At 45.5% G+C, this 24170-nt stretch carries 22 protein-coding genes; 1 reads left to right on the forward strand and 21 read right to left on the reverse strand.

The features are described from left to right. Positions 1 to 19 precede the first annotated feature (19 nt). The 20 genes from BAZ21_RS22775 to BAZ21_RS22870 form a co-directional block, all read right to left on the reverse strand. Positions 20 to 2350 carry a glycoside hydrolase family 65 protein gene (locus tag BAZ21_RS22775; RefSeq protein ID WP_068505207.1) on the reverse strand — a complete coding sequence of 777 codons (2331 nt, stop codon included), beginning with the start codon at positions 2348 to 2350 and terminating at the stop codon, positions 20 to 22. A gap of 108 nt (positions 2351 to 2458) precedes the next feature. Then, complete coding sequence (locus tag BAZ21_RS22780) at positions 2459 to 3484, reverse strand: LacI family DNA-binding transcriptional regulator (protein ID WP_068505208.1); 1026 nt, start codon at positions 3482 to 3484, stop codon at positions 2459 to 2461. A 272-nt stretch (positions 3485 to 3756) separates the two neighbouring features. Then, a complete protein-coding gene (gene phnE, locus BAZ21_RS22785; RefSeq protein WP_305953039.1) occupies positions 3757 to 4614 on the reverse strand; it encodes a phosphonate ABC transporter, permease protein PhnE in 858 nt (285 codons plus the stop codon). Continuing rightward, on the reverse strand, positions 4568 to 5353 hold the full coding sequence (phnC, locus tag BAZ21_RS22790; RefSeq protein WP_068505209.1) for a phosphonate ABC transporter ATP-binding protein: 786 nt from the start codon (positions 5351 to 5353) through the stop codon (positions 4568 to 4570). The genes phnE and phnC overlap by 47 nt, the downstream gene beginning before the upstream one ends. Positions 5354 to 5376: 23 nt before the next feature. Continuing rightward, entirely contained in the window at positions 5377 to 6303 is a 927-nt protein-coding gene (phnD, locus tag BAZ21_RS22795) for a phosphonate ABC transporter substrate-binding protein (RefSeq protein WP_068505210.1), read from the reverse strand. Between the two features lie 40 nt (positions 6304 to 6343). Then, complete coding sequence (locus BAZ21_RS22800) at positions 6344 to 7090, reverse strand: HpcH/HpaI aldolase family protein (RefSeq protein WP_068505211.1); 747 nt, start codon at positions 7088 to 7090, stop codon at positions 6344 to 6346. 104 nt (positions 7091 to 7194) lie between these two features. Beyond that, positions 7195 to 8334, reverse strand: coding sequence for a M20 family metallopeptidase (locus BAZ21_RS22805; RefSeq protein WP_068505212.1), 1140 nt, complete (start codon positions 8332 to 8334; stop codon positions 7195 to 7197). Positions 8335 to 8378: 44 nt separating this feature from the next. Then, positions 8379 to 9596, reverse strand: a complete 1218-nt coding sequence (locus BAZ21_RS22810) for a pyridoxal phosphate-dependent aminotransferase (RefSeq protein WP_068505213.1) — start codon at positions 9594 to 9596, stop codon at positions 8379 to 8381. A 184-nt stretch (positions 9597 to 9780) separates the two neighbouring features. Continuing rightward, positions 9781 to 10569: a DeoR/GlpR family DNA-binding transcription regulator gene (locus tag BAZ21_RS22815; RefSeq protein WP_068505214.1), complete on the reverse strand. Its 789-nt coding sequence runs from the start codon at positions 10567 to 10569 to the stop codon at positions 9781 to 9783. Between the two features lie 519 nt (positions 10570 to 11088). Further along, a complete protein-coding gene (locus tag BAZ21_RS22820; RefSeq protein ID WP_068505215.1) occupies positions 11089 to 12228 on the reverse strand; it encodes a M20 family metallopeptidase in 1140 nt (379 codons plus the stop codon). Between the two features lie 6 nt (positions 12229 to 12234). Continuing rightward, a complete protein-coding gene (locus BAZ21_RS22825; RefSeq protein WP_068505216.1) occupies positions 12235 to 13743 on the reverse strand; it encodes an alkaline phosphatase family protein in 1509 nt (502 codons plus the stop codon). 49 nt (positions 13744 to 13792) lie between these two features. Beyond that, positions 13793 to 15079, reverse strand: coding sequence for an ABC transporter substrate-binding protein (locus tag BAZ21_RS22830; RefSeq protein WP_256022354.1), 1287 nt, complete (start codon positions 15077 to 15079; stop codon positions 13793 to 13795). A 174-nt stretch (positions 15080 to 15253) separates the two neighbouring features. Next, entirely contained in the window at positions 15254 to 15952 is a 699-nt protein-coding gene (locus BAZ21_RS22835; protein ID WP_256022355.1) for a carbohydrate ABC transporter permease, read from the reverse strand. A gap of 137 nt (positions 15953 to 16089) precedes the next feature. Next, positions 16090 to 16986: a carbohydrate ABC transporter permease gene (locus BAZ21_RS22840; RefSeq protein WP_068505233.1), complete on the reverse strand. Its 897-nt coding sequence runs from the start codon at positions 16984 to 16986 to the stop codon at positions 16090 to 16092. Between the two features lie 43 nt (positions 16987 to 17029). Then, positions 17030 to 17236 (reverse strand): hypothetical protein, encoded by a 207-nt coding sequence (locus tag BAZ21_RS22845; RefSeq protein WP_068505219.1) that lies wholly within the window; start codon positions 17234 to 17236, stop codon positions 17030 to 17032. A 185-nt stretch (positions 17237 to 17421) separates the two neighbouring features. Beyond that, a complete protein-coding gene (locus BAZ21_RS22850; protein WP_068505220.1) occupies positions 17422 to 18210 on the reverse strand; it encodes a DeoR/GlpR family DNA-binding transcription regulator in 789 nt (262 codons plus the stop codon). A 615-nt stretch (positions 18211 to 18825) separates the two neighbouring features. Continuing rightward, positions 18826 to 19503, reverse strand: a complete 678-nt coding sequence (locus tag BAZ21_RS22855) for an ABC transporter ATP-binding protein (protein WP_068505221.1) — start codon at positions 19501 to 19503, stop codon at positions 18826 to 18828. Further along, positions 19500 to 20624 (reverse strand): ABC transporter permease, encoded by a 1125-nt coding sequence (locus BAZ21_RS22860; protein WP_068505222.1) that lies wholly within the window; start codon positions 20622 to 20624, stop codon positions 19500 to 19502. Before BAZ21_RS22860 ends, BAZ21_RS22855 begins: the two co-directional genes overlap by 4 nt. 68 nt (positions 20625 to 20692) lie before the next feature. After that, positions 20693 to 22069: a sensor histidine kinase gene (locus BAZ21_RS22865; protein WP_068505223.1), complete on the reverse strand. Its 1377-nt coding sequence runs from the start codon at positions 22067 to 22069 to the stop codon at positions 20693 to 20695. Continuing rightward, positions 22066 to 22749, reverse strand: coding sequence for a response regulator transcription factor (locus BAZ21_RS22870; RefSeq protein WP_218061439.1), 684 nt, complete (start codon positions 22747 to 22749; stop codon positions 22066 to 22068). The genes BAZ21_RS22865 and BAZ21_RS22870 overlap by 4 nt, the downstream gene beginning before the upstream one ends. Before the next feature lie 148 nt (positions 22750 to 22897). On the opposite strand from BAZ21_RS22870, the gene BAZ21_RS22875 reads away from it, so the two are divergent. Then, positions 22898 to 23494: a GrpB family protein gene (locus tag BAZ21_RS22875; RefSeq protein ID WP_256022358.1), complete on the forward strand. Its 597-nt coding sequence runs from the start codon at positions 22898 to 22900 to the stop codon at positions 23492 to 23494. A 109-nt stretch (positions 23495 to 23603) separates the two neighbouring features. On the opposite strand, the gene BAZ21_RS29925 is transcribed toward BAZ21_RS22875, so the two are convergent. Beyond that, positions 23604 to 23729: a hypothetical protein gene (locus BAZ21_RS29925; RefSeq protein ID WP_256022359.1), complete on the reverse strand. Its 126-nt coding sequence runs from the start codon at positions 23727 to 23729 to the stop codon at positions 23604 to 23606. Positions 23730 to 24170 lie beyond the last annotated feature (441 nt).

Consider the following 24170-nt stretch of genomic DNA (forward strand, 5'->3'; position numbering starts at 1 on the left):
ACCTCCCTGAAATGTATGTTTAAATTTTGATTTGAAGCCGTTGATGGACATGCACCTTTTGCCCTGAAACATACAAGCTGATGCTTTCCTCCGCATCGGTCTCGATCAGAACATCCTCCGGTGAAAGAGTGATAAGCAGCCGGTGGTTATGCCAATATAGAGGAAACTTTAGCTTTTGCCAGGATTCGGGCAATTTCGGATTCAGATGCAGTTGACCGTCCAGCATGCGCATACCGGCGAATCCCATGACCACGCACTTCCAGACGCCTCCCAAGGAGGCCGAGTGAATGCCCGCATCCGAGGAATGCATGTTTGGTCCCAAATCAATCTCGGTCGCCCGCAGGAACAGATCGTAGGCAAGCTTGCGATCGCCGAAATCGCTGGCCAGGATGCTGTGCGTAGACAGGGACAGTGAGGAATCGTGCAGTGTCTTTGGCTCATAGTAGTCATAGTTCGCCCGCTTGACTGCAGGTTTGAATTTATTTTCCAGCAGGAAAAACAGCATCATGATGTCTGCCTGCTTCGAAATCTGCATTTCACCAACCTGATCCAGATTGTAGTCATTGAAGATGCTTGCGACCTTTGTCTGGTTCTTGTAAGGCGTAAGATCAATGATTTTTTTACCGAGATACGTATCGTCCTGCGGAATAATTCCCTGATCGTTGGGTTCCGGGAGGTACAACTGATGTAGCTTGTTCCATTGTTCCCTTGCGGCTGCAAGATTTAGCTTATTCTCCAGGCGCTGAAGCAAATCGGGACGTTCCTGCTGAAGCTGCTCATAGTACTGAATGGCCAACTGCATATTGAAGTGCGCCATATGATTGGTGAAAGCATTGTTGTCCACATGCTCCTTGTATTCATCCGGGCCCACTACCTGATTAATGTGGTAGCGGCCAGCGTCTTCATCCCATTCGAAGCGGCTCGCCCAGAACGTCGCTGTATCAAAAATCATTTCATAACCATACTGCTCCATGAATTCCAGATCGCCTGTAGACTGAACGTAGTGCCATACCGCGTACGCAATGTCCGCAGTAATATGCTGCTCAATGAATCCCGACCAGATCTTGGTCTGTTCGCCCGTAACGATATCGACGTCTCCCCAGACTGGCGTAACTTCCCCATCCTCGATCCAGCCTGCTTCCCAAGGATACATGGCGCCCTCAAATCCATTCTCCCGGGCCTTTCTTCTCGCTCCTTCCAACCCCTGATAACGGTACTCCAGTAAGGAGCGGGCCACCGCCGGATTGCTGTAGATAAAGAACGGGAGGATAAAAATCTCCGTATCCCAGAAGGAATGACCCTTGTATCCTTCTCCGCTCAATCCTTTGGCCCCGATGCCCATTCGGTTGTCATGCGCAGGCGTCATTATGACGAGATGGTATATGGCGAAACGGATCGCAAGCTGATCATACTCGCAGACGCTATTGATCTCGATGTTATAAGCGGACCACGTATCCTCCCACACGTTAACGCTTTCATAAAACAACTGGTCGTATCCCTTGCTTGCCTCCTGCTTAAACTCCGACAGGGCCGCATTTCGCATATAATCAAGGGAATAATCCCTCTTCCCGTATATCAGATCACGACTGGTGTGTACGCTTGAGATTTTTTCCATCTCCAGGCATGATCCCATGGGAATGTTAACCTTGGCTTCAATGCCTACCCTGCGTCGTCCCATCGTCTGGCGTAACTCCGGCTCAAGCCTGCTTCCATCCAGATTCCATCGGTGAACGGTATGTGTCACAAAATCAATGCCGGACTCCGTTGTGGTGGAGGTCATTTGAATGTAGGTTTTATCAAAAATCCGTTTTTCTCCCTCGGTAAAGTGTTGTGCTCCGGAATTCGTCCATTGACCGTTGATGCCTGATACAACCTGTACAATAGCTTCACAATCGATCGGCTTGATGCTGACCTTGGAACCGACAATATGCAGATTGCTCAGGGACACGAACCGCTTAAACTGAAGCTGGAATGTTCCTCCCTTCGGACTTTCCCATATAATATCACGTGTCAACTCTCCAGTTTTCAGATTAAGCTCACGGCTGTACTGCCGCGTTTTCCCCTTTTCAAGGCTGAACGTTTCACCATTGATTAGAATTTGCAGTTCGGTCACATCTGCGACATTGGGCAGTTCGGTAACCTCGTGTTCATGAAACTTGTTGAAGGTTCCAGCCACGAACCAGTTGCGAACCTGACCGATGTAGCGCTCATCTGTAGCTGAACGTAATCCGATATACCCGTTGCCCAAGGAAAAGATGGCTTCAGCCTTGCCCTGGTGGTTGGGATCAAAACAGGTTTCCCTTACCAGCCAGTTAGTCCATTCTCTTTGCCCAGCATCGTATTTCAACAAATCGTACTCCCCCTAAGAATTTCATATTAAATAATCCGAAACGTTTTGGATTTTTGCGAAAATAAAACCGAAACGTTTTGGAAAATAAAAAAACATTTCGGTAATTGCTTAAATACTGCGATGATGTGGCTTGCCCGTGGATGAACGCAAAATCAGCTCATTTCTAAGCACATTAGACTTGGGACTGTCTTCGGACTTGAGCATGCGCATCAGCAAATTGGCTGCTTCGTACCCAAGCTGGTACATGTTTTGCCCAATTGTAGTCAGCGGCGGCTGAAAATAAGCAGCGGTCGGAATGTCATCAAAGCCTACGATGGACAGCTGCCCCGGTATGGATAATCCCAATTGATTGGCAGCCTTGATCACTCCCAGGGCCATCATGTCGCTGGCACAGAAAAAGGCGGTTATTTCCGGATATACTCTTAGCAGCTCCACGGCCTGATGCTGAGCCTCTTCTTCCGTAAAGTCGCCGTTTACCACCCATTCCCGCTTCCAGTTCAGCCCGGCTTGGTCCATTGCTGTGACGAAACCTTCAAAACGTTCCTTGGATACAAAAGCTTCCGGATAACCGTTGATCATGGCAATCTTCTGATGCCCCAGCCTGATCAAATGCTCTACGGCAGCCTGAGCGCTTTCCTTATGATTCGTCGATACATAACCCACATTTTCGCTCTGGATCGGAATGTCAATCAACACACAAGGAATATCGCTGTCCAGAACTTCCTGCAAATACGGATCGTCAGTCTTGACGCCCTGCAGGATCACCCCATCCACTTTGCGTTCCCGACATAGCTGTGTATACGTTCTCATTTTCTGCTTAGCGGTGTTTGTACTGAACAAAATGAGGTCATAGTCTGAATTGGCAGCGCTATCATTAATGCCGCATAACACTTCGAACACAAAGTTGTTGTCGATGTTCTTGTATGTCATTCCCGACACAAGCAGTCCCAGTGTCTTCGTTTCTTTCATGACCAATCCTCTAGCCAAGCCGTTCGGACTGTAGCTTAACGACTCAGCAGCTTCCTTAATCAGCTTGCGGGTGCTTTCGCTGACGTCAGAATAGCCGTTTAGCGCTCTTGAAACGGTCGTAATTGAAAAGCCCGTTAGTTGTGATATATCCTTAATTGTAGCCAATTTTCGTCCTCCAAAACGTTTCGGATCATTTTCTAATCTTAAGTATAGTCATTATACTAAAATAATCAAGCCCTATTCAGCAAAATTTGTAAGTTGAATACTCTACAAATTACGTAACCCAATTACTCAAAGAAGCTAAGAAAAGCATTGGATACATTTAGAAGAAAGAACCAGCGGCCCTTAGGGCCACCGGCTTCTTTATTTGCTATTGCGGTAAACGGCATATCCGGAATTGACCGGTCAGCCGCCGGAGGAAGTACCGATGACTTCTCCTATAAAATATGCTGTCGAATTTTTGTGCACATCTTATCCAGAATCATGACTGTAGCCAAGATCAAGATAACAATGGTAAGTGATTCCTGATAACGGAAAAGACGGAGGGTACTAGTCAGTTCAAATCCTACTCCCCCGGCTCCGACCAATCCCAGTACGGTTGCTGACCTTACATTGATTTCCCAGCGATAAAGATTTACTGTTATAAACTCGGGTAAAATTTGCGGCCAGATGGCATAGCGGATAACCTGCCAACGATTGGCACCTGATGCTTCCAGAGCTTCGATCTGGCCTTTATCCGTATTTTCGATAGCTTCAGCATAAAATTTACCAAGCATTCCTGCCGAATGGATGGCAAGCGCCAGTACACCGGGAAACGGCCCCAGGCCAACTGCGGTTACAAAAATTAACGCCACGATCATTTCCGAGATCGATCTGAGCGTGTTGAGGACAGTCCGGCAAATACTGTAAATCACAGGATGCGGACTGATATTTTTGGCCGCACCTATTCCGAGCGGAATGGCAATGATGACGGCAAGCACAGTACCAACAAGAGCCATTTGAACGGTCTGGAGAACGGATAGTGAATATTTACCCAAATGTGTAAAATCAGGAGGAAACGATCTGGAGATAAAATCCCATATATTAGGAAGCCCTTGGATCAGATCGGAAATGCTAAAATTAACTTGCTGAGCACTCCAGCCCAATATCACAAGAAAAGCTATTGTTGATAACCATATTGGGAAATTCCTTTTTGAGTTGAAAGACGGGCGGCTCACCTTCTTTCCGTCAGTAACCCTATTTTTCTGATCATCTATCATGTCTTTGCTCCTCATATTTATAAACTCTATCTTCATCTGTTTCCTGACCGTTCTCGTAAAGCTGGTACAAATCAGGAGCTTTGACCTGATCGGAACGATAATCCGCTACGATATTCCCGGAGTTCAGACCAAGAATTCTTTTGCTGTATTTTGGAGCCAGGTCAATCTGATGCAGAGTAATAATCATGGTTAATTTCTCTTCCTCATAGACTTCCATCAAAAGGTCCATGATGGCATGGGAAGTTTTGGGGTCCAGACTGGCAACCGGCTCATCAGCAAGCAGCAATGTCGGCCGCTGCACCAAGGCTCTGGCAATGGCCACCCTTTGCATTTGCCCGCCGCTCAAGCTGTCGGCTCTTTGATTCCGTTTATCAACCAATCCTACCTTCTCCAGGTAATGAAGTGCCAGTTCATAGTCTTCCTTTTTATATACCTTGAAAAAAGACGGCAGGGTCGAATTATAGGACAAGCGCCCACAAAGCACGTTATCCAGTACTGTGAGCCGCTTGACAAGGTTAAAATTCTGAAAGATCATTCCGATATTTTTTCTTAACAGCCGTATTTCCTTTTTGTCGGTCGGCAGTTTCTTCCCATCGATATAAATACTTCCTGAAGTTGCCTCAATCAACCCGTTTAGGCACCTCAGCAAAGTTGATTTGCCGGCCCCGCTGGGGCCGAGCAAAACAACTGCGTCATTGCTTTCAAAGGAGCAATTAATATTATTTAAAATAGTTTCTTGACCATAAGATTTGACCAGGTCTTCCACTTTAATCATCTTTTTCCTCCGTTTTAATTAGTCTATTTCAACTCAGTAAGGTCAAGGTTTAATATTTTGGCGATTTCCCGTAAATTGTCATAAGCCGAATCCGTTATTTCACCATATTTATCCAATCCCAAGGCTTTCAAAGATTCAGGGGATTCTTTATCCATGTCAAGATATGCCTGCTTAATTTTTTCTTTCAATCCGCTATCCAGGTCTTTTCGTACTGCTACCGGAGAGGTTGGAATAGGGGCTGATTCATGAAGAATGCTTACATCCGGGAGCAGGTTTTTCGCTACCATTGCTTTATATACAGTATCGGAAGTAGCCCCGGCATCCACTTTTTTATTCTGCACTGCCAGAGCTGAAGCATCCCCCCCACCCGCATAGAGCGAAGTGGAAAAGTCTTTGTCAGGATCGACCCCGTTTTTCAGCAGCTCATTTCTGGGCACTAGATTTCCTGAAGTGGATGCCGGATCGATAAATGCAAATGTCTTGCCTTTAAGGTCAGAAATCGTCTTTATTCCCGAGTCCTTGCGTGTAAGGATAACGCTCTTATACGTTGGTAATCCAGTGTCTGCGTCAACCTTCGACACTATAGCCTCGGCATTGGCCTTCTCGGTAGCTAGCAGGTAGGAAAAAGGTCCTAAATGGGCAACGTCGATTTGCTTGCTTCTCATTGCTTCCACTACAGCTGTATAATCATTAGCCACAAAAATATCAACTTCCATGCCAAGTTTCTTGGATAGATATTTTTTTAAAGGCTCCATTTTTGATTCAACGTTTTCACTGTCTTCGCTGGGAATAACTCCGATTTTCAACTTGTCGGGCGTATAGGATGAAGTTTCCTGTTGGCTGCTTTCAGCAGCTCCAGTGTTTTGAGTGCCTTGTCCGGCGCATCCTGCTGTTGCGAAGATGACCAGAATACTTAATAAGGGAAAAAGCGCTTTTCTAATGATGGACATGATGTTGCTCCCTTCAAATCAATGATTGTTTCTATGGGGTTCACTCCTTGGCATTTCCCAAGAATACGGAAGATGAATATGCCAGCAGCGTTGTTAAATGCGTATAGTAATATTTCACGCCTTGCTCCAAACGTCTTGGCGTTATTTCAAGATTGCCTGCCGTACCAGCCAGCTTTCCGGACTCTATAATTTTGCAAAAAGCATCATCCATAACCTTTTTTACCACAGGATGCCCGGCATTTCCGGGATGTCCAAGCGATTGAGAAAGGTCGGACGGGCCAAGAAATAACACGTCAATTCCTTCAACTTTCGCGATAGAATCAAGGTTATCCACAGCATCCTTGTCCTCAATTTGGACACAGACCAACAGATCTTGATTAGCCTGTTGGGCATAATCAGTTAAACTGATCCCAAATCCGTAATTGGCAGAGCGTGTTCCCACGGCCAAACTTCTATTGCCGACCGGATAGTATTTTACTGCGTTGACGACTTCCTGAGCCTCTGCCGCAGAACTGACATGTGGCGCTTGGATTCCCATCACACCACGATCCATGTATTGCCCGATCAGCTCCGGATCGTTTTTTTGCGGTCTAATGATGGGTGTAATGTTGCTCGCTTCCGCTGCCATTACCATGTATTCAACGGTTTCCAAGGAGATGGAACCATGCTCGCAATCAATCAGCACCCAATCGTATCCTAATTTTCCGGCCATTTCTACAAGCTGAACCGAAGGGATCATAATTGAAACCCCTAAAGCCGTTTTACCTGCTAAAAGTTTTTGCTTCATTCTATTTCGCAATGGAGTATCTCCTTTAAAATATTGGAATTTTTATTCAACCCCAACATTGACATATATCCCCAATGTCGGATCATTTAATCTGTATAAATGGTTTATTCACGACTTAATCGTTTAATCACGTTAGCCAAGAGCCTTGTTCTCGGCACCAAGCTTTCGATATCCATAAATTCCTCCGCAGTATGCGCGTTTCCGCCACGTGGACCTAGCGCATCAATCGTCGCTATCCCTACCGTCGAAGTCAGGTTGCCGTCCGATCCTGAACCGATTTTCATATCCGTTAACGATTCTCCCAGCTGCATCGCTTCTTCTTGAACGATTTTCAATAAATGCTCAGTGTTCGCATTTTTGATCATCGGCGGTCTTGTAATACCGCCTTGCAAGACTAACGTTGTTCCTTCAATCGTTGGCGCCCCGCAAATGTGTTTGATTTTGCGCTCCAACTCCACCACCTGTTCCGGTGTCTCCATTCGTACATCAATAGAAGCCTTGGCATGGGCAGCGATCGTGTTGCTGGTCGTTCCGCCGCTAATCACCCCGACATTGACATGGACGCCCGCATTCGGATCGGTCAAAGCATGAAGTTGAACAATTTTATGCGCGAGTTCACCAATGGCGCTTCGTCCCTTTTCCGGTTCTTCCCCGGAATGCGCCGCCTTTCCGGTTACAAGCAATTCGAATTTACCGCCGCCGCGCCGACCGGTTATAAGTCTCCCCGTCATATCGCTCGGTTCAACGATCAAAGCATACTTCACGCTTGCTGCTTCCCGCTCAATCAATTCCCTGGAATAAATCGAACCGTGCTCTTCATCTGAATTCAGAATGATTTTGATCCGCTTGAAGCTCTCGTCTCCTTCTTCAATCAATGATTTTATTGCAAACAGCATCATAACCAGGCTGGCCTTCATATCGTATACGCCGGGTCCGTAAGCAAAAGATTCATCACGTGAAAATGGTCGGCTTTGCGGTGTACCCACAGGAAATACCGTGCCCATATGCCCAATCATCAAAATGTCCGGGTGCTGCTCCTCAGGATGAACGATGACCAAATGATCCCCCCGCTCGGATTGCCGATCGACCGCAACCTGAAATCCAAGAGCCTGATAAGCAGAGGCCAGCACATTCCCCACCTGATCCACACCCGCTTTATAAAACGTCCCGCTATCGATATTGACAAGCTTCTCAATCAGGTCGAGCATGTCCGCTTCCTTGTTTTCCCAAAATTTTGTCGGCATCGTAGCTCATCCTTTCTTTGCGGCTTTCAAAAACGCAGATGGATTCATTTCAGATTTTCCTCTCTCATTTTCAATAGAGACAATGCCGCCCTGATCAAGGCAACAGCCTCCTGCAATTGTGCCAGGGATGTAGCATAGGAAAGCCGAATAAATCGGGGAGCCTGAAACATGTCCCCCGGCGTTACGACGACACCCACTTGATCCAGCAAATATTCGGCAAAGTCCTTGCTATCGGCAATCGCCCCCTCCTCATAAACTGAACCAAAGTAACGAGACACATCCACCATCAAGTAAAAAGCGCCTCTCGCATTGGGGCATGACAATCCCCGAATCGATTGAATTTCACGAATCAGATATTGCCTTCGTTCATCAAAAGATTTTGTCATTTCCTTTACCGAATCCCCCTCATCCTTGAGCGCCGCAATCGCCGCGTATTGACCGATCGAGCTTGGATTGGAGGTAGTGTAGCTTTGAATGACTGTCATGGCGCGAATCACGGGCAATGGACCGCATGCGTACCCGATTCGCCAGCCCGTCATGGCATACGCCTTGGATAACCCATTTATCGTAATCGTCCGCGATTTAATTTCCTCGCTTAAAGCCGCGATCGAAGGAACTTTTTCGCCATAGACCAAATGTTCATAAATTTCATCCGCAATAATGTAAAGATCATGACGAACAGCGATCATACCGATGGCATATAACGTTTCTCGATCGAGTACCGCTCCGGTCGGATTGTTGGGATTTGTCAGCAAAATAGCCCGCGTCTTGGAAGTTACTTTACTACCAAGTCGCTCCACGTTGAGCCCAAAGTCTTGTTCCGGATCGGTTTCAACAAACACAGGCCGTGCCCCTGTATGGGCGATCATTTCCGGGTAACTCCCCCAGCAGGGAATCGGTAAAAGCACTTCGTCGCCCTCATTGCAAATCGAAAGCAACGCATTCGCCACGGCTTGTTTGGCTCCAGTGGTGATGATCACCTCCTCCGGACCATAACTCAGACTGTTGTCTCTCTTCAGTTTGTAACAAACAGCCTGCCGAACATCATGTGTACCCTGCACGGGGGTATATTTCGTTACGCCTTTAATAATCGCTTCTATACCTGCATGAGCGATATGGACTGGTGTGGGAAAATCCGGTTCCCCCACGTTAAGTGCGATAAGCTTGCGGCCCGATCGGCGAAGCGTTTCGACTTTATCTCTTAATTCCGCTCCGATATAAGGATTAAGCGCATGGACACGATCACTCAGTTGATAATTCAATGGTTGGCTTCCCCTTTCGTTTTATGTGGTTTCTACAACAAAATCATAATATATAAATGTAATGTAAGTGTAAAAACAACATGTTAATATTGTAAAATTTATAAATACAAATATAAAACCAAATAAAAACAACACTCCGTTTGTTTCCAAACGACGTGTTGTTTTTTTCGCATTTCTCTTAAATTTAAATAGAAACCCATTGCAATGAGGACAATTCGGTGTGTGATTTCCATTCTTCCGGCAAGTCCGTATTCGTAATAATCATGTCCACTTCAAGCAGGGAAGTTACTTTATACAGATGCTTGACGCCCATTTTTGAAGCATCCGCAACCAGCACTTTCTTTTGGCTTTGAGCCAGCAGGCTTTTCGTCATTAGCGCACTCTCGCTTTGAAACGTACTGATATTTTCAGGCGTAAAGCCTCCACAGGAAAAAAAAGCCTTGTTTATGGTAATGTCTCTTAACATGTCTTGAGCGAGTACGCCCGACATCCCCATCGAAGAAACTTGAAGCTCTCCGCCAATCTGAATCACCCGCCCGTCAAATTCCCCATTTCGCTTATATTGAGCGAATTCAAAAATGATCGGAACAGAATTGCTGACCACCGTAAGCTCTTTTTTTTCTCTTAAGAATGGCGGCATTTGGGCAACGGTGCTTCCTGCCTGGAGGAAAATAATATCGTTGTCCTCCACCCAATTGGCGGCCTCGGCAGCCAGTTTTCTTTTGACCTCCAGATTGATCGACTCTCGATCGTTATATATCCATTCCAGCTTTTGATGGCTCGTTTTGATCGCTCCGCCAAATATTTTTTTTAATTTGTTCAGACTCTCCAACTTGTCCAGGTCTCGCCGAATGGTCTCGGTTGTCACGCCGAATTTTTCGGCAAGCTCTTTTACATAGACTTTGTCGCGCTCGTCTAATTCCTGCAATATCTCGTTCCTTCTTTTCTCCACTTCACTATAGGAAGAATGCATCCTTACCCTCCACACTCTTTGTGTATTCCATTACATTTATCTTAGCTGAATCACACCAAAGAATCCATGGGAAAGCGACATATTCAACTTTGCTTTTCGATCATTTACAATTCAGAAACAACGTAATTTACGCGAATAACTCCCTTATTTGCAAAGCCTCTTTTTCTCATGTAACGCTTTTACGCTTTCGATGCCGACACTTTGCGAACCAAGCGGGCTCGGCTTTTCTTCGGATGCTCCAGCACCGGGACACCGCATTGTTTTCTCTCTTTTTCTTGCTTATTCTTACGATTTCGTCTTTATCTCCGAAGCTCCTATAAAATTACCCGGAATATCGACGAAGTGGCCTTTTCATGATCCTACCGACATAATAAATGCCACCCGGTTGTCGTGCTCAACCGGGTGGCATCATAGTCTCTTACATTGGGGGTATCCTCTGCCTTGGGTGCGGTCCATCAGCACCGGCAGCGAGAATCGTTCGATCTTACTCCTCCCCATTTGGCTTAGGAAAGAAATAATTTATTCACGACTTAATCGTTTAATCACGTTAGCCAAGAGCCTTGTTCTCGGCACCAAGCTTTCGATATCCAAAAACTCCTCCGCAGTATGCGCGTTACCGCCACGCGGACCTAACGCATCAATCGTAGCTACGCCTACTGCCGCAGTCAGGTTACCGTCCGATCCTGAACCGATTTTCATATCCGTTAACGACTCTCCCAGCTGCATCGCTTCTTCTTGAACGATATTTAATAAATGCTCAGATTTCGCAGTTTTGATCATCGGAGGTCTTGTAATACCGCCTTGCAAGACTAACGTTGTTCCTTCAATCGTTGCCGCCCCGCAAATATGTTTGATTTTGCGCTCCAACTCCACCGCCTGTTCCGGTGTCTCCATTCGTACATCAATAGAGGCCTTGGCATGGGCAGCAATCGTGTTGGGAGTCGTTCCGCCGCTAATCACCCCGACATTGACATGGACGCCTGCACTTGGATCAGTCAGCGCATGAAGTTGAATAATTTTATGCGCAAGTTCGCCAATGGCGCTTCGTCCCTTTTCCGGTTCTTCCCCGGAATGCGCCGCCTTACCGGTTACATGCAATTCGAATTTACCGCCGCCGCGTCGGCCGGTTATAAGCCTCCCCGTCATATCGCTCGGTTCAACAATTAAAGCATACTTAACGCTCGCCGCTTCCCGCTCAATCAATTCCCTGGAAAAAATCGAACCGTGCTCTTCATCCGAATTCAGAATGATTTTGACCCGCTTGAAACTCTCGTCGCCTTGTTCAATCAATGATTTTATCGCAAACAGCGTCATGACCAAGCTGGCCTTCATATCATATATGCCGGGTCCGTAAGCATAGGATTCATCGCGTGAAAATGGCCGGCTTTGTGCGGTGCCCACAGGAAATACCGTGTCCATATGTCCAATAATCAAGATGTCCGGGTGCTGTTTCTCAGGATGAACAATGACCAAATGATCCCCCCGCTCAGACTGCTGATCGACCGCAACCTGAAATCCAAGAGCCTGATAAGCAGAGGCCAGCACATTCCCCACCTGATCCACACCCGCTTTATAAAACGTACCGCTATCGATATTGACAAGCTTCTCAATCAGGTCGAGTATTTCGGCTTCCTTGTTATCCCAAAATTTTGTCGGCATCGTATCTCATCCTTTCTTTGCGGCTTTCGAAAGAGCGTTACTTGTATTTTCACAAAAACAATCGGTGAGATATGTCGATCCATTCACATCAGCGATCCGAATTCCTTTTGCTCGTTCGGAATCCGCATATAATTCTTCATACTTAACAGCGTCGTGCTGAACCGCCTGCTCTTCGCAACCTTTCAGACCTTCAAATAAAACCCTTCCTGTAAAGCCGCTTTCACCCGTAACTCCAACCAAGTGCAAAGCCGTTGGCGCAATGTCAATAATACCTGCCGGAATGTCCGTCACATGACCTTTTTTAAAGCTTGGGCCGAATCCCATGCAAAACGGCCGCATATCCCCGTTCCGGATAGAGCCATGGTAGGCTTTATTCTCCGTTTTGGTGTTTAAATAATGAACAACTCCTTGAATGCCATCCTGATTTAATTCATCGGTCCACGCTGGAACAACGGCCAACAGAGGGGCTCTCTCGTGAGTAATGCTTCCGATCACCGCACTCAAAGGCAGAGCATTTTTCAGTTGCTGATGAAGCGGTTCTCTCGCCAATAGCATACCGCACCAGGGTTGAGCGGATAGCCAGTCAGCGAGCGCCTGCAATTCCTCGACTTGATTTTCGTTCCCATAAATGAAAGCGTCCACCGCGGTCAAATTCAATTCTCTTTTCAATTCTTTCCGGGCTTGATCCAAATAATCCTCCAGACTACCGACCATGTTAGCTGTCGAATGTCCGTGATCGCTGATGAGCATGATATCTAATTCATCCTCGAGGCCAAGTCGCGAGACAGCCTCCAAAATCTCGGACAAACATTGATCCACTAGCCTTTGGGCTTGTTTAGCCTCTTGCGAACCGATGCCGCAAAAATGTTGCGTTTCGTCCGGTTCGGGAAGCCACAGCACCATAACGGTATTCTGCTCATCGGGCAATTGCTGTTCAATGAGCGTCCGAACGGCCCATAAAGTGCGCTCCTTCTTTCGGATCGAGACATCGGTTTCGTCAGCGGCCGGGCCTCGCGCAGCATGCAATTCACTAAGCTCCGGGAAACCATAGTCGGTAGACGGATTCATGACATGATGCGGATGGTTAAAATTCCAGATCAATGAAGCTCCTGGTGAACTTCCGGCCGAAACCGTCAAACGCAAGTTCGCTTGGGCCAATCGGTCCCCGAGCGTCGGACGCAAGAGCAGCTCTTCCCCCGTTCGCTGCTGGAATTGCAATATTTCCCGATGGTCACCTGTCTGGAGCAGTCCGTCTTCCGAAAAACGAGGCGAGTACATGAGATTGCCCATCACACCATGCTGCCCCGGATAGGATCCAGTGGTTAATGAGGCCATGCACACCCGTGTCAGCGATGGATAAGCAGAATAAAAAGATTTGAACACCGTGCCGCTTTCCATTAACCGGCAATAAGTAGGCATCGTGTCGGCATTAACCTGATCGGGCCTTAATCCGTCCGTTCCGATAATGAGTACCCGCCGTCCCGAAGGACTTTTCTTCTCAGTCGTTTTCCCCATGGTTCTCAGTCCTTTTCTATTAAATAGTCATTCGTTTTTTAGCTGCACTCTATTCCTTCAACAGCTCACGTATCTTGTCGGCAGCTTCCTTCATCGATTCCTGGGCCGGAACATTTTCGGCATAGGTTTTTCCGAGCGCATTTTGGATTTCAGTCTCAATCTTTTCGAAGTTAGGCACGACCGGGATTCCCTTACCGTAGGGAAGTTGGTCGACAGTGATTTTGAAGAACGGATTTTCTGTATAAAACTTCACCATTTCAGGCGCTTTAACGGCAGATTTTCGAATCGGCATATATCCGGTATGCTGGGCAAAATAAATGGTTTGCTGCTTATCGGTAAGAAACTTCATGAACTTCCAGGCCGCATCTTGCTTTTCCTTCGGGGCCTTCGCCACAATCGCGAGATTTCCCCCGGAAGTCGAAGGAACGGCATATTCTTTAAACTTTGGCACAAAATCGACGCCAAGCTTAAACTTGACATTGTTTTGGATCTGGTTCAGGTCCCCTGTCGAGGCCAGCAGGAAAGCTACCTTGCCATTTTGAAAATTGATCATTTCCTGATCGCCGTCTCTATTCCCGCCGAGAGGCTGCATCATGGTTTTATCGTCATATATCATTTTCCGATACATTTCCAGACCTTGAATCGCCGGCGCTTGGTCGATCACAACATCCTTTTGATCCGGGCTAAGAATATCTCCACCATTGGACCACATCAACGAGTAGTAGTAAAGGGGCGGCAGCAATGACGCATAGCCGAATCGTTCTGTCTTCCCATCCTTGATGACGGTCGCTTTCTTCGCGGCGGCCATCATTTCGTCCCAAGTGGATACCGGGTGCTCCGGATCAAGCCCGATCTCCTTCACGATATCTTTATTGTAATACAAGATCGGTGTACTCCGGTTGAAGGGAAGGGTGTATGTCTTTCCTTCGATTAACGTGTTATCTACAAAGCTGTCTACAAAATCGCTGTAGTTAAACTCCGGATCCTTTTGAATATAAGGGTCAAGCGGCAGCAATGCTTTATTGTAAGCAAAGGACGGCCAGAATCTGGCGTTCAACTGAACAACATCCGGTACAGAATTGCCCACAATTGCCGTCAATAATTTCTTGCCGATATTATTCGTACTTTCCTGGAACACCGCATTGACCTTCACTTCATCTTGCGATTGATTAAATTGTTCGACCAAATCTTTGGTGGTTTCCCCGATCACGCCGCTATTGCCGTACCAAAACTCAATTTCCACCGGACTTCCCTGCTTGTTATTTTGCTGTGATGTGGTGGAAGACGAAGCTTCTTGCCCGCAACCTGCAAGCAACATAACCAAACTTGACGCCATGATAACACTTTTAATGAATTTACGTTTCAATGGTTTCACCTCGTTTTTTAGATATCAGAAAGAATAAACTTCCTGGGATAAGCTACCTGGTATCGCAAGAAAAACTTCCGCTAAACGCGGTCTGTCTTCTGTGAAAGTACGTCGATAGACATTTTTCTTATAATGGCATATCGCTTACTTTAAACCCGTAGTGGCCACGCCTTTTACAATAAACTTCTGCATGGAAATGAATAATACGGCTAATGGAGCGATAATAACTGCAGCAGCGGCCATGACCAGATTCCACTGCGTTCCTCCGCTCCCTCCGCCGCCTTCTTCCATAAATCGCGATAGTCCTAGCTGAACTGTCCGCAAATTTTCATTGTTGGTTACAATGAGCGGCCAAAACAATTCATTGTAATTCCAGATAAAGGACAACAAGATATACGTCACAACAGCTGCTCCCGATAAAGGCATCATGAGATGGCGCATGATTCTGGTGTGTCCGCAGCCATCGAGAATGGCGGCTTCCTCAAGCTCTTTCGGCACTTGCATAAAGGCTTGCCTCAGCATAAATATGCCAAAGGCTTTTACGGTGAATGGCGCGATCAAGCCCATATACGTATCCACCCAACCGAGTTGTTTGACCGTCAAAAAATTAGGGATAAACGTAACTTGGTCCGGAATCATCATGGTAGCGAGAACCAAGAGAAAAAGAAAACCGCTTCCCTTAAACCGCAGCCTGGCAAAAGCATAAGAAGCCGGGATGATCAACAGCAGTTGCACCATGATAGTGGCGCTTGCTGTAAATAGGCTATTGAATAGATACCGGGCCAGCGGAGCCAATTTCCATATTTCCACGTAGTTTTCCCAGCGGAACACTTCCGGGATCAACGTAGGAGGAAACACGTACACTTGATCAGCGCTCTTTAATGAACTGCTCAACATCCATATAAAAGGAAATAATATAACGATTGAAAAAAGACTCAAAAGGGCGAATCCGAACCATCTAAATGCAAATTGCCTCAATCTCATTGATAGTGCACCCACCTTTTGGAGACCTTCATCTGGATAAATGTGATGAGCACAAGGATAACAAAAAGCACCGATGAGGCTGCGGAAGCATAGCCAATATCAAAAAATTCAAAGGCATGCTGGTAAATGTAATAAATGATCATATTTGTGCTTTCTGCCGGCCTGCCACGGGTCATCGTAAACAGCAGATCGAAATCTTCAAAAGAGCCAATTAACGCGACGATCAGTACAAAGAAGATATAAGGAGAGAGCAGCGGCAGCGTAATCCGGGTAAACAACTGCAGCCTTCCCGCTCCATCCATCTTGGCCGCTTCATACAGGGAGTCCGCTATGTTTTGCTTGCCGGCCAGCAGAATCACCATGTAGTAGCCTACCACCTTCCAGACTTTCGTAATGATTAGCGCAGCCATGGCCCATCCCGGCTTTGCCAGCCAAGGAGCGGGAGGAATAGAGAAGAAATCCAGCACCCAGTTGATCAGACCAAAATTCTGATTGTACATCCATACCCATAGGGTTCCAATAGCCGCCATAGGCGTAATATAGGGCAAAAATACGACCGAACGAAACAATCTGACGCCCCGCAGTTTTTCGTCCAGTACAACAGCCAGTACAGTAGCCAGCAAGACCGTAAAACCAACTGAGAAGATACCAAATATAAACGTGTTTCCAACGACACTCCAAAATTCGGACGAAGTAAACATCCGCAAATAATTGCCTGCGAAAATCCAATTAAAATCAGGGGTAATCAGATTCCAGTCCGTCAGGCTCAGAAAAAATGTCATACCCATCGGATAAAGATGAAATACAACAAGAAGAATAATGGCTGGAAAAACCAATAAATAAGCAGTTAAATTCGTATACGCCCATTTGGCTATGCTTGTTTTGTTTCTCACCGTTTGCCTGCTCAAACCCCTCTTCCTTCCCCAAACCAAATGTTTATCCATGTGCACTCCTTGGCATCGATTGATGGATCGCTTCTATACCTGCATGAGCGATATGGACCGGTGTGGGAAAATCCGGTTCCCCCACGTTAAGCGCGATAAGCTTGCGGCCTGATCGGCGAAGCATTTCGACTTTATCTCTTAATTCCGCTCCGATATAAGGATTAAACGCACGGACACGATCACTCAGTTGATAATTCAATGGTTGGCTTCTCCTTTCGTTTCATGTGGTTTCTACAAGGGAATCGTAACACCAAAATGTGAATCGAGTGTAAAAACAACATATTTATATTGTAAATTTTATAAAATCCAATATAAACAAAAATAAAAAACAACACATCATTTGTTTCCAAACGACGTGTTGTTTTTTTCGCATTTTTCTTAAATTTAAATAGGAATCCATTGTAATGAGGACAATTCGGTGTGTGATTTCCATTCTTCCGGCAAGTCCGTATCCGTAATAATCATGTCCACATTATGTAGGGCGGTTACTTTATACAGATGATTGACGCCCATTTTGGAAGCATCCGCTACCAGTACTTTCTTTTGGCTATGAGCCAACAAGCTTTTCATCATTATCGCGCTCTCACTCTGAAACGTACTGATATTTTCAGGTGTAAACCCCCCGCAGGAAAAAAAAGCTTTGTTTACGGAAATGCCCCTTAACATGTCTTGAGCAAGTACGCCTGACATTCCCATCGAAGAAACTTGAAGCTCTCCGCCAATCTGAATCACTCGGCCATCAAATTCCCCATTTCGCTTATATTGAGCGAATTCAAAAATGATCGGAACAGAATTGCTGACCACCGTAAGCTCCTTTTTGTCTCTTAAGAAAGACGGCATTTGGGCAATGGTGCTCCCTGCCTGGAGGAATATAATATCATTGTCCTCCACCCATTTGGCGGCCTCGGCAGCCAGTTTTCTTTTGACTTCCATATTGATCGACTCTCGATCGTTATATACCCATTCCAGCTTTTGGTGGCTCGTTTTGATCGCTCCGCCAAATATTTTTTTTAATTTGTTCAGACTCTCCAACTTGTCCAGGTCTCGCCGAATGGTCTCGGTTGTCACACCGAATTTTTCGGCAAGCTTTTTTACATAGACTTTGTCGCGTTCCTCTAATTCCTGCAATATCTCATTCCTTCTTTTCTCCACTTCGCTATAGGAAGAATGCATCCTTACCCTCCACACCCTTTATGTATTCCATTACATTTATCTTAACTGAATCACACCAAAGAATCCATGGGAAAGCGACATATTTAACTTTGCTTTTCGAATATTTACAATCCAATAACAACGTAATTACATTCTGATATTGTATTTAGGTGGAATTCACAACATAAAAACCACATCTCAGAATTGTTCTCTTTAAATTGTTGCCTAATAAATACAATGGACACCACCTTGTTGGTAGTGCCCGTCAGCAAGTCAAATAAAACTTTTGTAAACATGCGATATCCTGTATTTTGAACGATTACTTTGAATGGAATTTTCTACAACAGACCTGTTCATTAACACCGGTGGCGAGTTCGTCGTTCATGATCCTGCGCATCAAGTAATCGGCGCTCTAATTTTCTCACCTCCAAACTTTGAACAAGCTCATCCTAACTCTCACGAAAGTTCACATGGTTATGGGACTGTAAAGTGTTGGGTAACTTTTGTAAATGAAAATGAATGGGTATCCGACACATTCATTTCACGATAAAAAACGGGAGCCGCTACCGCAGCTCCCGTTTCATTCATTCCACTATTGTTCTCCGTTAGTGCAAAAAACATTTTTAAGAGGCTTTTTTATTTTTGGACCAGCTTTCCCTCTTCAAGGAAAAACACGCGATCGCAAAACGGCAATATTCGGTCATCATGTGTAACAATAACCGCGCTCTTTTTCTGATGTTTGATTTGCTTTGCGATCATACTTACTATATCAAGCCCGCGTGATGCATCTAAGCTTGCCGTTGGTTCATCCGCGAAAAGGACGGCGGGGTCATTCATTAAGGCTCTTGCGATAGCGACCCGCTGCCGCTCACCGCCTGAAAGTTTCTCAGGATATGCATTTAGTCGATGAGACAATCCTACTCTATCGAGCAACTCTTTGGCCCGCTCAGCCGCCCGTGCCTTCTTCATTCCGGATAGCTTGGCTACCAGCAACAACTGTTCTTCTACTTTCAAATAGGGAACCAGGTTGGCGCTCTGAAATATAAATCCTATTTTACGAAGCCGCATTTCAGAAAGATCCTGCTTCGTTTTTCCAATAATGGACTCACCGTCAAGCAGAACATCCCCGCTCGTTGGTTCAAGCAGTGCGCCGGCTATGGACAAAAATGTGCTTTTGCCTGATCCTGACGGGCCCATAACCGCGACAAGCTCGCTTTCAGCCACCTCAAGACTTAACTGATCCAAAATGTTTCTTTCTGTGCCGCCATCTTCAAAAGTTCGTGTAATCTCCTGCAATTCAAGTCTGTTTCTCATGCTACGGTCCTCCCAATCGCATCCAAGGCATCGATTTTAGTGACTTTCCATACCGAAAATAAAGAACCGGCCAAAGACATTGCTACAAAAATCAAACAAGTTAACAGCAATGTGGAATATCCTAATTGAAAAGGCATGGAGCTTGGTAAAATGGACTCAAACAGCTGAAGCAATATGACACTGATAAACAAACTGCCGACGGATAAAGCAAGCACCTGCGATGCCACACTCCCGGCTAAATAAGCTGTACGTGTGCCAATAGCCTTCAGTATCCCGAATTGACTGGTTTTCTGAATCGTAATGACATAAAAAAATACGGCCAATACAAAAGCAGAGATAACAAACAAGAATGCAATCATCATCATTAGCGAGCCCTGCTCCTCTTTGTACCCGGGGATTGCCGAAACTGCCTCGGATTTCGTAACGACTTCCGTATTAGGCAGCGCGGCCTGAAGGTCCTTAACTTTTTCCGGCACGCCTTTAATAGCAATTGCGTTAAATACTATGCTGCTTGCCGGATCGGCCCCTTGGCGGGCCTGCGCCTGCGCCTGCAGATTAACCCAATCCTGCTTGTTTAAGAAAACAGCCGGCGTATGGCTGAAAGACTCATTTTTGACAAATCCGTTTACAATCCATTTCGTTCCCGAAGCTTGATCTTCAATGGTTGTCCCAATCTTCACACCATAGTCAGCCATGGTTTTATCAACGAGCACACGTCCTTTTGCCTCATCCGAAAGGGGCGATCCTTCGGTTACTTTTGGCTCTAACCAACCTCCCGGGTTAATGGCGAGCAAAGTAACGTCAATCTTTTGCGTGTCTCCCGCCGGAATGACTGTCGTCATTTTCACGCCGAGCGGCTCAGCATTCTCTGCGCCTGCGATTAAACCGGCTTCTGCAAGCAGACTCTGATCAATTTGAGACCGGGTAAATCGGTGATCTGAATCCTGCTCCATGATAAAATGAGTTGCAGCCATATTCTTAATGGAAGCCGCGTTATCATACGCCAACCCCTGCGCCAGGCCGGTAACGAACAAAACAAGAAATGATACAAGCACCATAATCGTAGCAATTAACAAATACCGAGCCTTAGCAAATCTCATTTCACGAATAGCTAAAAACATTTTTGCTTCCCTCCTTTGTCTATGACAAAAGTATAGGAAGCGAAAATGAACAACAAATGAACGGCATGTTACAAATGAGGCAATGCCACTGTAAAGAGTGTTCCTTCATTCGAACTGACCACTTCTATGCGGCCTCCGTGGATTTGGACAATTTTTTTCACAATCGCCAGCCCAAGCCCTGATCGTCCGGAAGAAGGCTTTCGTGCAGCATCCACACGGTAGAACCGATCAAAAATAAATGGTAAATGTTCCGGTGGAATTCCGTTTCCTGTATCCCGAATATAAATCAAACATTCAGAGCCTGTTTGCTTTGCTCGTATATCAATAGTTCTTCCAGGGGGGATATGATTCACCGCGTTGCTAATCAAGTTCATCCATATTTGCATCAGAAATACCTCGTCTCCGTAAATCTTAATTGAATCGGGCACGGACATTTTTAGCAACAGTTCCTTCTCGTCCAGTTGCCATTGCAGTATTTGGACCGCTTGGCGAATTTGGCTCCGCAGCGAGAAAGCCGTTTTGGATAAAGTTGCTTTTCCTTGTTCCAGGGATGAGAGCAATAGAAGCTGTTTGCTAAGCAAAGAGAGATGGCGGCTTTCTTCTTCGATTATGGCTGAATAGTGCTCACGATCTTTTTGGGGTAAATCACGCTCAGCCAATACTTTTGCGAACCCTTGAATTGAAGTGAGCGGAGATTGAATTTCATGCGATACATTCGACACAAATTGTTGGCGTGACTGGTCGACTCGCTCCAATTCACGGCTCATGATCATGAAATGTCCGGCCAATTGCCCGATTTCATCTCGTCTTTTGGTCGGCAATGTAAGATTATAGTTGCCTTGGGCAATTTGTTTTGTCGCATCAGACAGACGTGTAAGCGGCTTAACCAAATATCTGGTACTGATTAAAAACAGTAAGATGCTTATTGCGACAGTGAGAAGGCCAATCAATGCGAAGAACATGCGCAGTTCGCCAAACTGTAGAATCACATCGGGGCGCATAAATAAGGCATAATTTTTATTGCCGAACTGAACAAGAATTCCGACTGTATTGCTCAACCGATTATCGAAGAAGCCGGTGATAAACCATTTGTTTGGGAACTGGGCGACACCGTGATACACCTTCCCTGCCAATACTAAATCTATAGCTTGCTCGTTCAGATCCCGCACCCGGAATTCACGTCCATAGAATCGATCATCGCCTTGCCCATCCGTCACATAAATTTCATAACCAAGCGACGCCGCATTTTGCAAATAGAAATCGATGCTGTCAGGTGTTTTCTCAACATATTGCTTCATTTGCTTTACAATGTTTACCAGCTTCTCGTCATTGTAGGGCTTCAGTTTTACATGATAGTAGGTATTCGATAACATAAATCCCAGTATGCTGCTGGCAAGGATAACAGCCACCGTAGTTAAGAAGACTCGTAAGTACAACGAACTCACCGCGCTTTCACTTCAATCTTGTAACCGATACCTCGCACCGTCTGAATCTTGAAATCCTCTGTATAATCAGCAAAACGTTGGCGCAATCGTTTAATATGGACACTAACGGTATTGTCGTCGCCTTCGTAGTCCGCTCCCCAGACAAGGCGAATCAGTTCATCGCGGGAGAAAAGCCGCCCCGGATACTGCGCAAGCTGTGAAAGCAGCTCGAATTCTTTCATAGGCATAATGAATACGGATTGACCATCCGTTACTTCTACATTTTTCCGGTCGATCACAATTCGATTCAACCGAATGATGTCGCTGGAAGTTCGATGATAGCGGCGAAAGAGCGCCTTAACCCGAAAAACCAGTTCTTCCGCGTCGAACGGTTTCGTTACATAATCGTCCGTTCCTCGCAAATAGCCCTGTTTTTTGTCCGATAGCTGATCCAATGCAGTGAGCATGATGATAGGAATATCGTAGTTCGTCCTAATATAATCGCACAGATCGAAACCATCCAATCCAGGCATCATAATATCAATAACCGTCAGATCTATAGGTTCTTGTTCCAGCAATTTGACCGCTTCCAGGCCATCCTGGGCTTCATGCACCTGATAGCCTTCCTTTGTCATAGCATATCGAACGAGCTTTCTGATATTTGCATTATCGTCAGCGAGAAGCACATGCTTTATCATGATGAAATCATTACACTCCGTTTCCTTTCGAATTCAATGTTGTATTATATCATACCCAATTTTCCCTTATCCTTAAAATTGTTGTAAAAACCGTTTTGTTCGTTCATTTTGCGGGGCAGAGCAGCAGGACGCCATGTCCCCTCAAGGCATTATGAACAAGCGCCTGATATTTTGGTTGTTTTCATTCTCTTCGTGCGATACAATACACCAAATAAAGGGAGTGAAATTGGGAATGGGAATTGATGAGATTATTAGTCTAGTTCCTTATGATGAACAGTGGCCTATTTTATTTCAAAATGAAAAAGTAAACCTTTTAAAAGCTTTTGGAGACGATGTTATCGACATAGAGCATTTCGGCAGCACCTCGGTACATGGAATGTTTGCAAAACCGATTATTGATCTTTTGATCGGCGTGAAAACGCTTGAGTTGAACAGCTACGTCACTAACAAACTAATAAAACTTGGTTATGAAGGGTTTGGAGAAACGGGTGTAAAGGGAAGATTATATTTTCGAAAACGCCAAGAACATGCCTATAATCTTGCCGTCGTCATTTGGAATGGCGAGCAATGGGTTAATAACCTTCTCATCAGAAATTACTTAAGAGATAACCCGCATGCAGCCCAGCAATATTGTGAAAAAAAACTCAACGCTATCCATAAAGGATATACTACACTGCTCTCTTATTCGGACGAAAAAGCCGATTATGTATCCAACTTACTCGAACAAGCTAAGAAAAGTTTGGGATAAGAAAATATTTTCGAAAACAGCGTTATCTGTTTAGAAGCAAGAGCCGGTGGTCTCAGGACCGCCGGCTTTTCTATGGTATGCTGTAGTTGACACGAACGCTTGCGGGGCGTTATTTAGGGTTTTCATTACTCATCCAGCTGTCCACAAAAAGTTGTTGAACATGATCTTCCCGACTTGCAATTTGCTGTAGCAGTTCCTCGGCTTCTGTCTGATTCTCAAAGCCGCCTATCACCATGGCAAACTTTCTATTTTGTGTTTTGACAATGCTGCTCCATCTGAATAATACTGTTCAGCAAGCAAAGCTAGAATCGTCCCAAATAAGGATTTTTTTGACGTTAAATTCCATTATGATCTAGCTTGTTAGAGTTTGAAGACGCACTAATCCCAAAAAAATCCATAAATGTAGTGAGATTCAGCAATCCAGGTTTTGCCCTTCAACGGTTACAATCCTGTAAGGCTGTACAGTGATATTCATTTGTGTGACAACCCTAAATTTGTTTAAAAGTTAGCTGAAGATACGTCTTCTCTGGCCAGAGGTGGTATTGCCTGATTGCTTAAAAAAATGAGCTGATACGGATGGGAGAAATGAATATTGGATTTTCTTTTTTGTGATCAAGTTATTGACAATGGCCAAAGTTTGCTCTTATACTGATACCGAAACGGAATACTAAAACCT

Origin of the sequence: Paenibacillus kribbensis (assembly GCF_001705305.1) — a bacterium.
In the GTDB taxonomy this organism is placed as follows: Bacteria; Bacillota; Bacilli; order Paenibacillales; family Paenibacillaceae; genus Paenibacillus; species Paenibacillus kribbensis_B.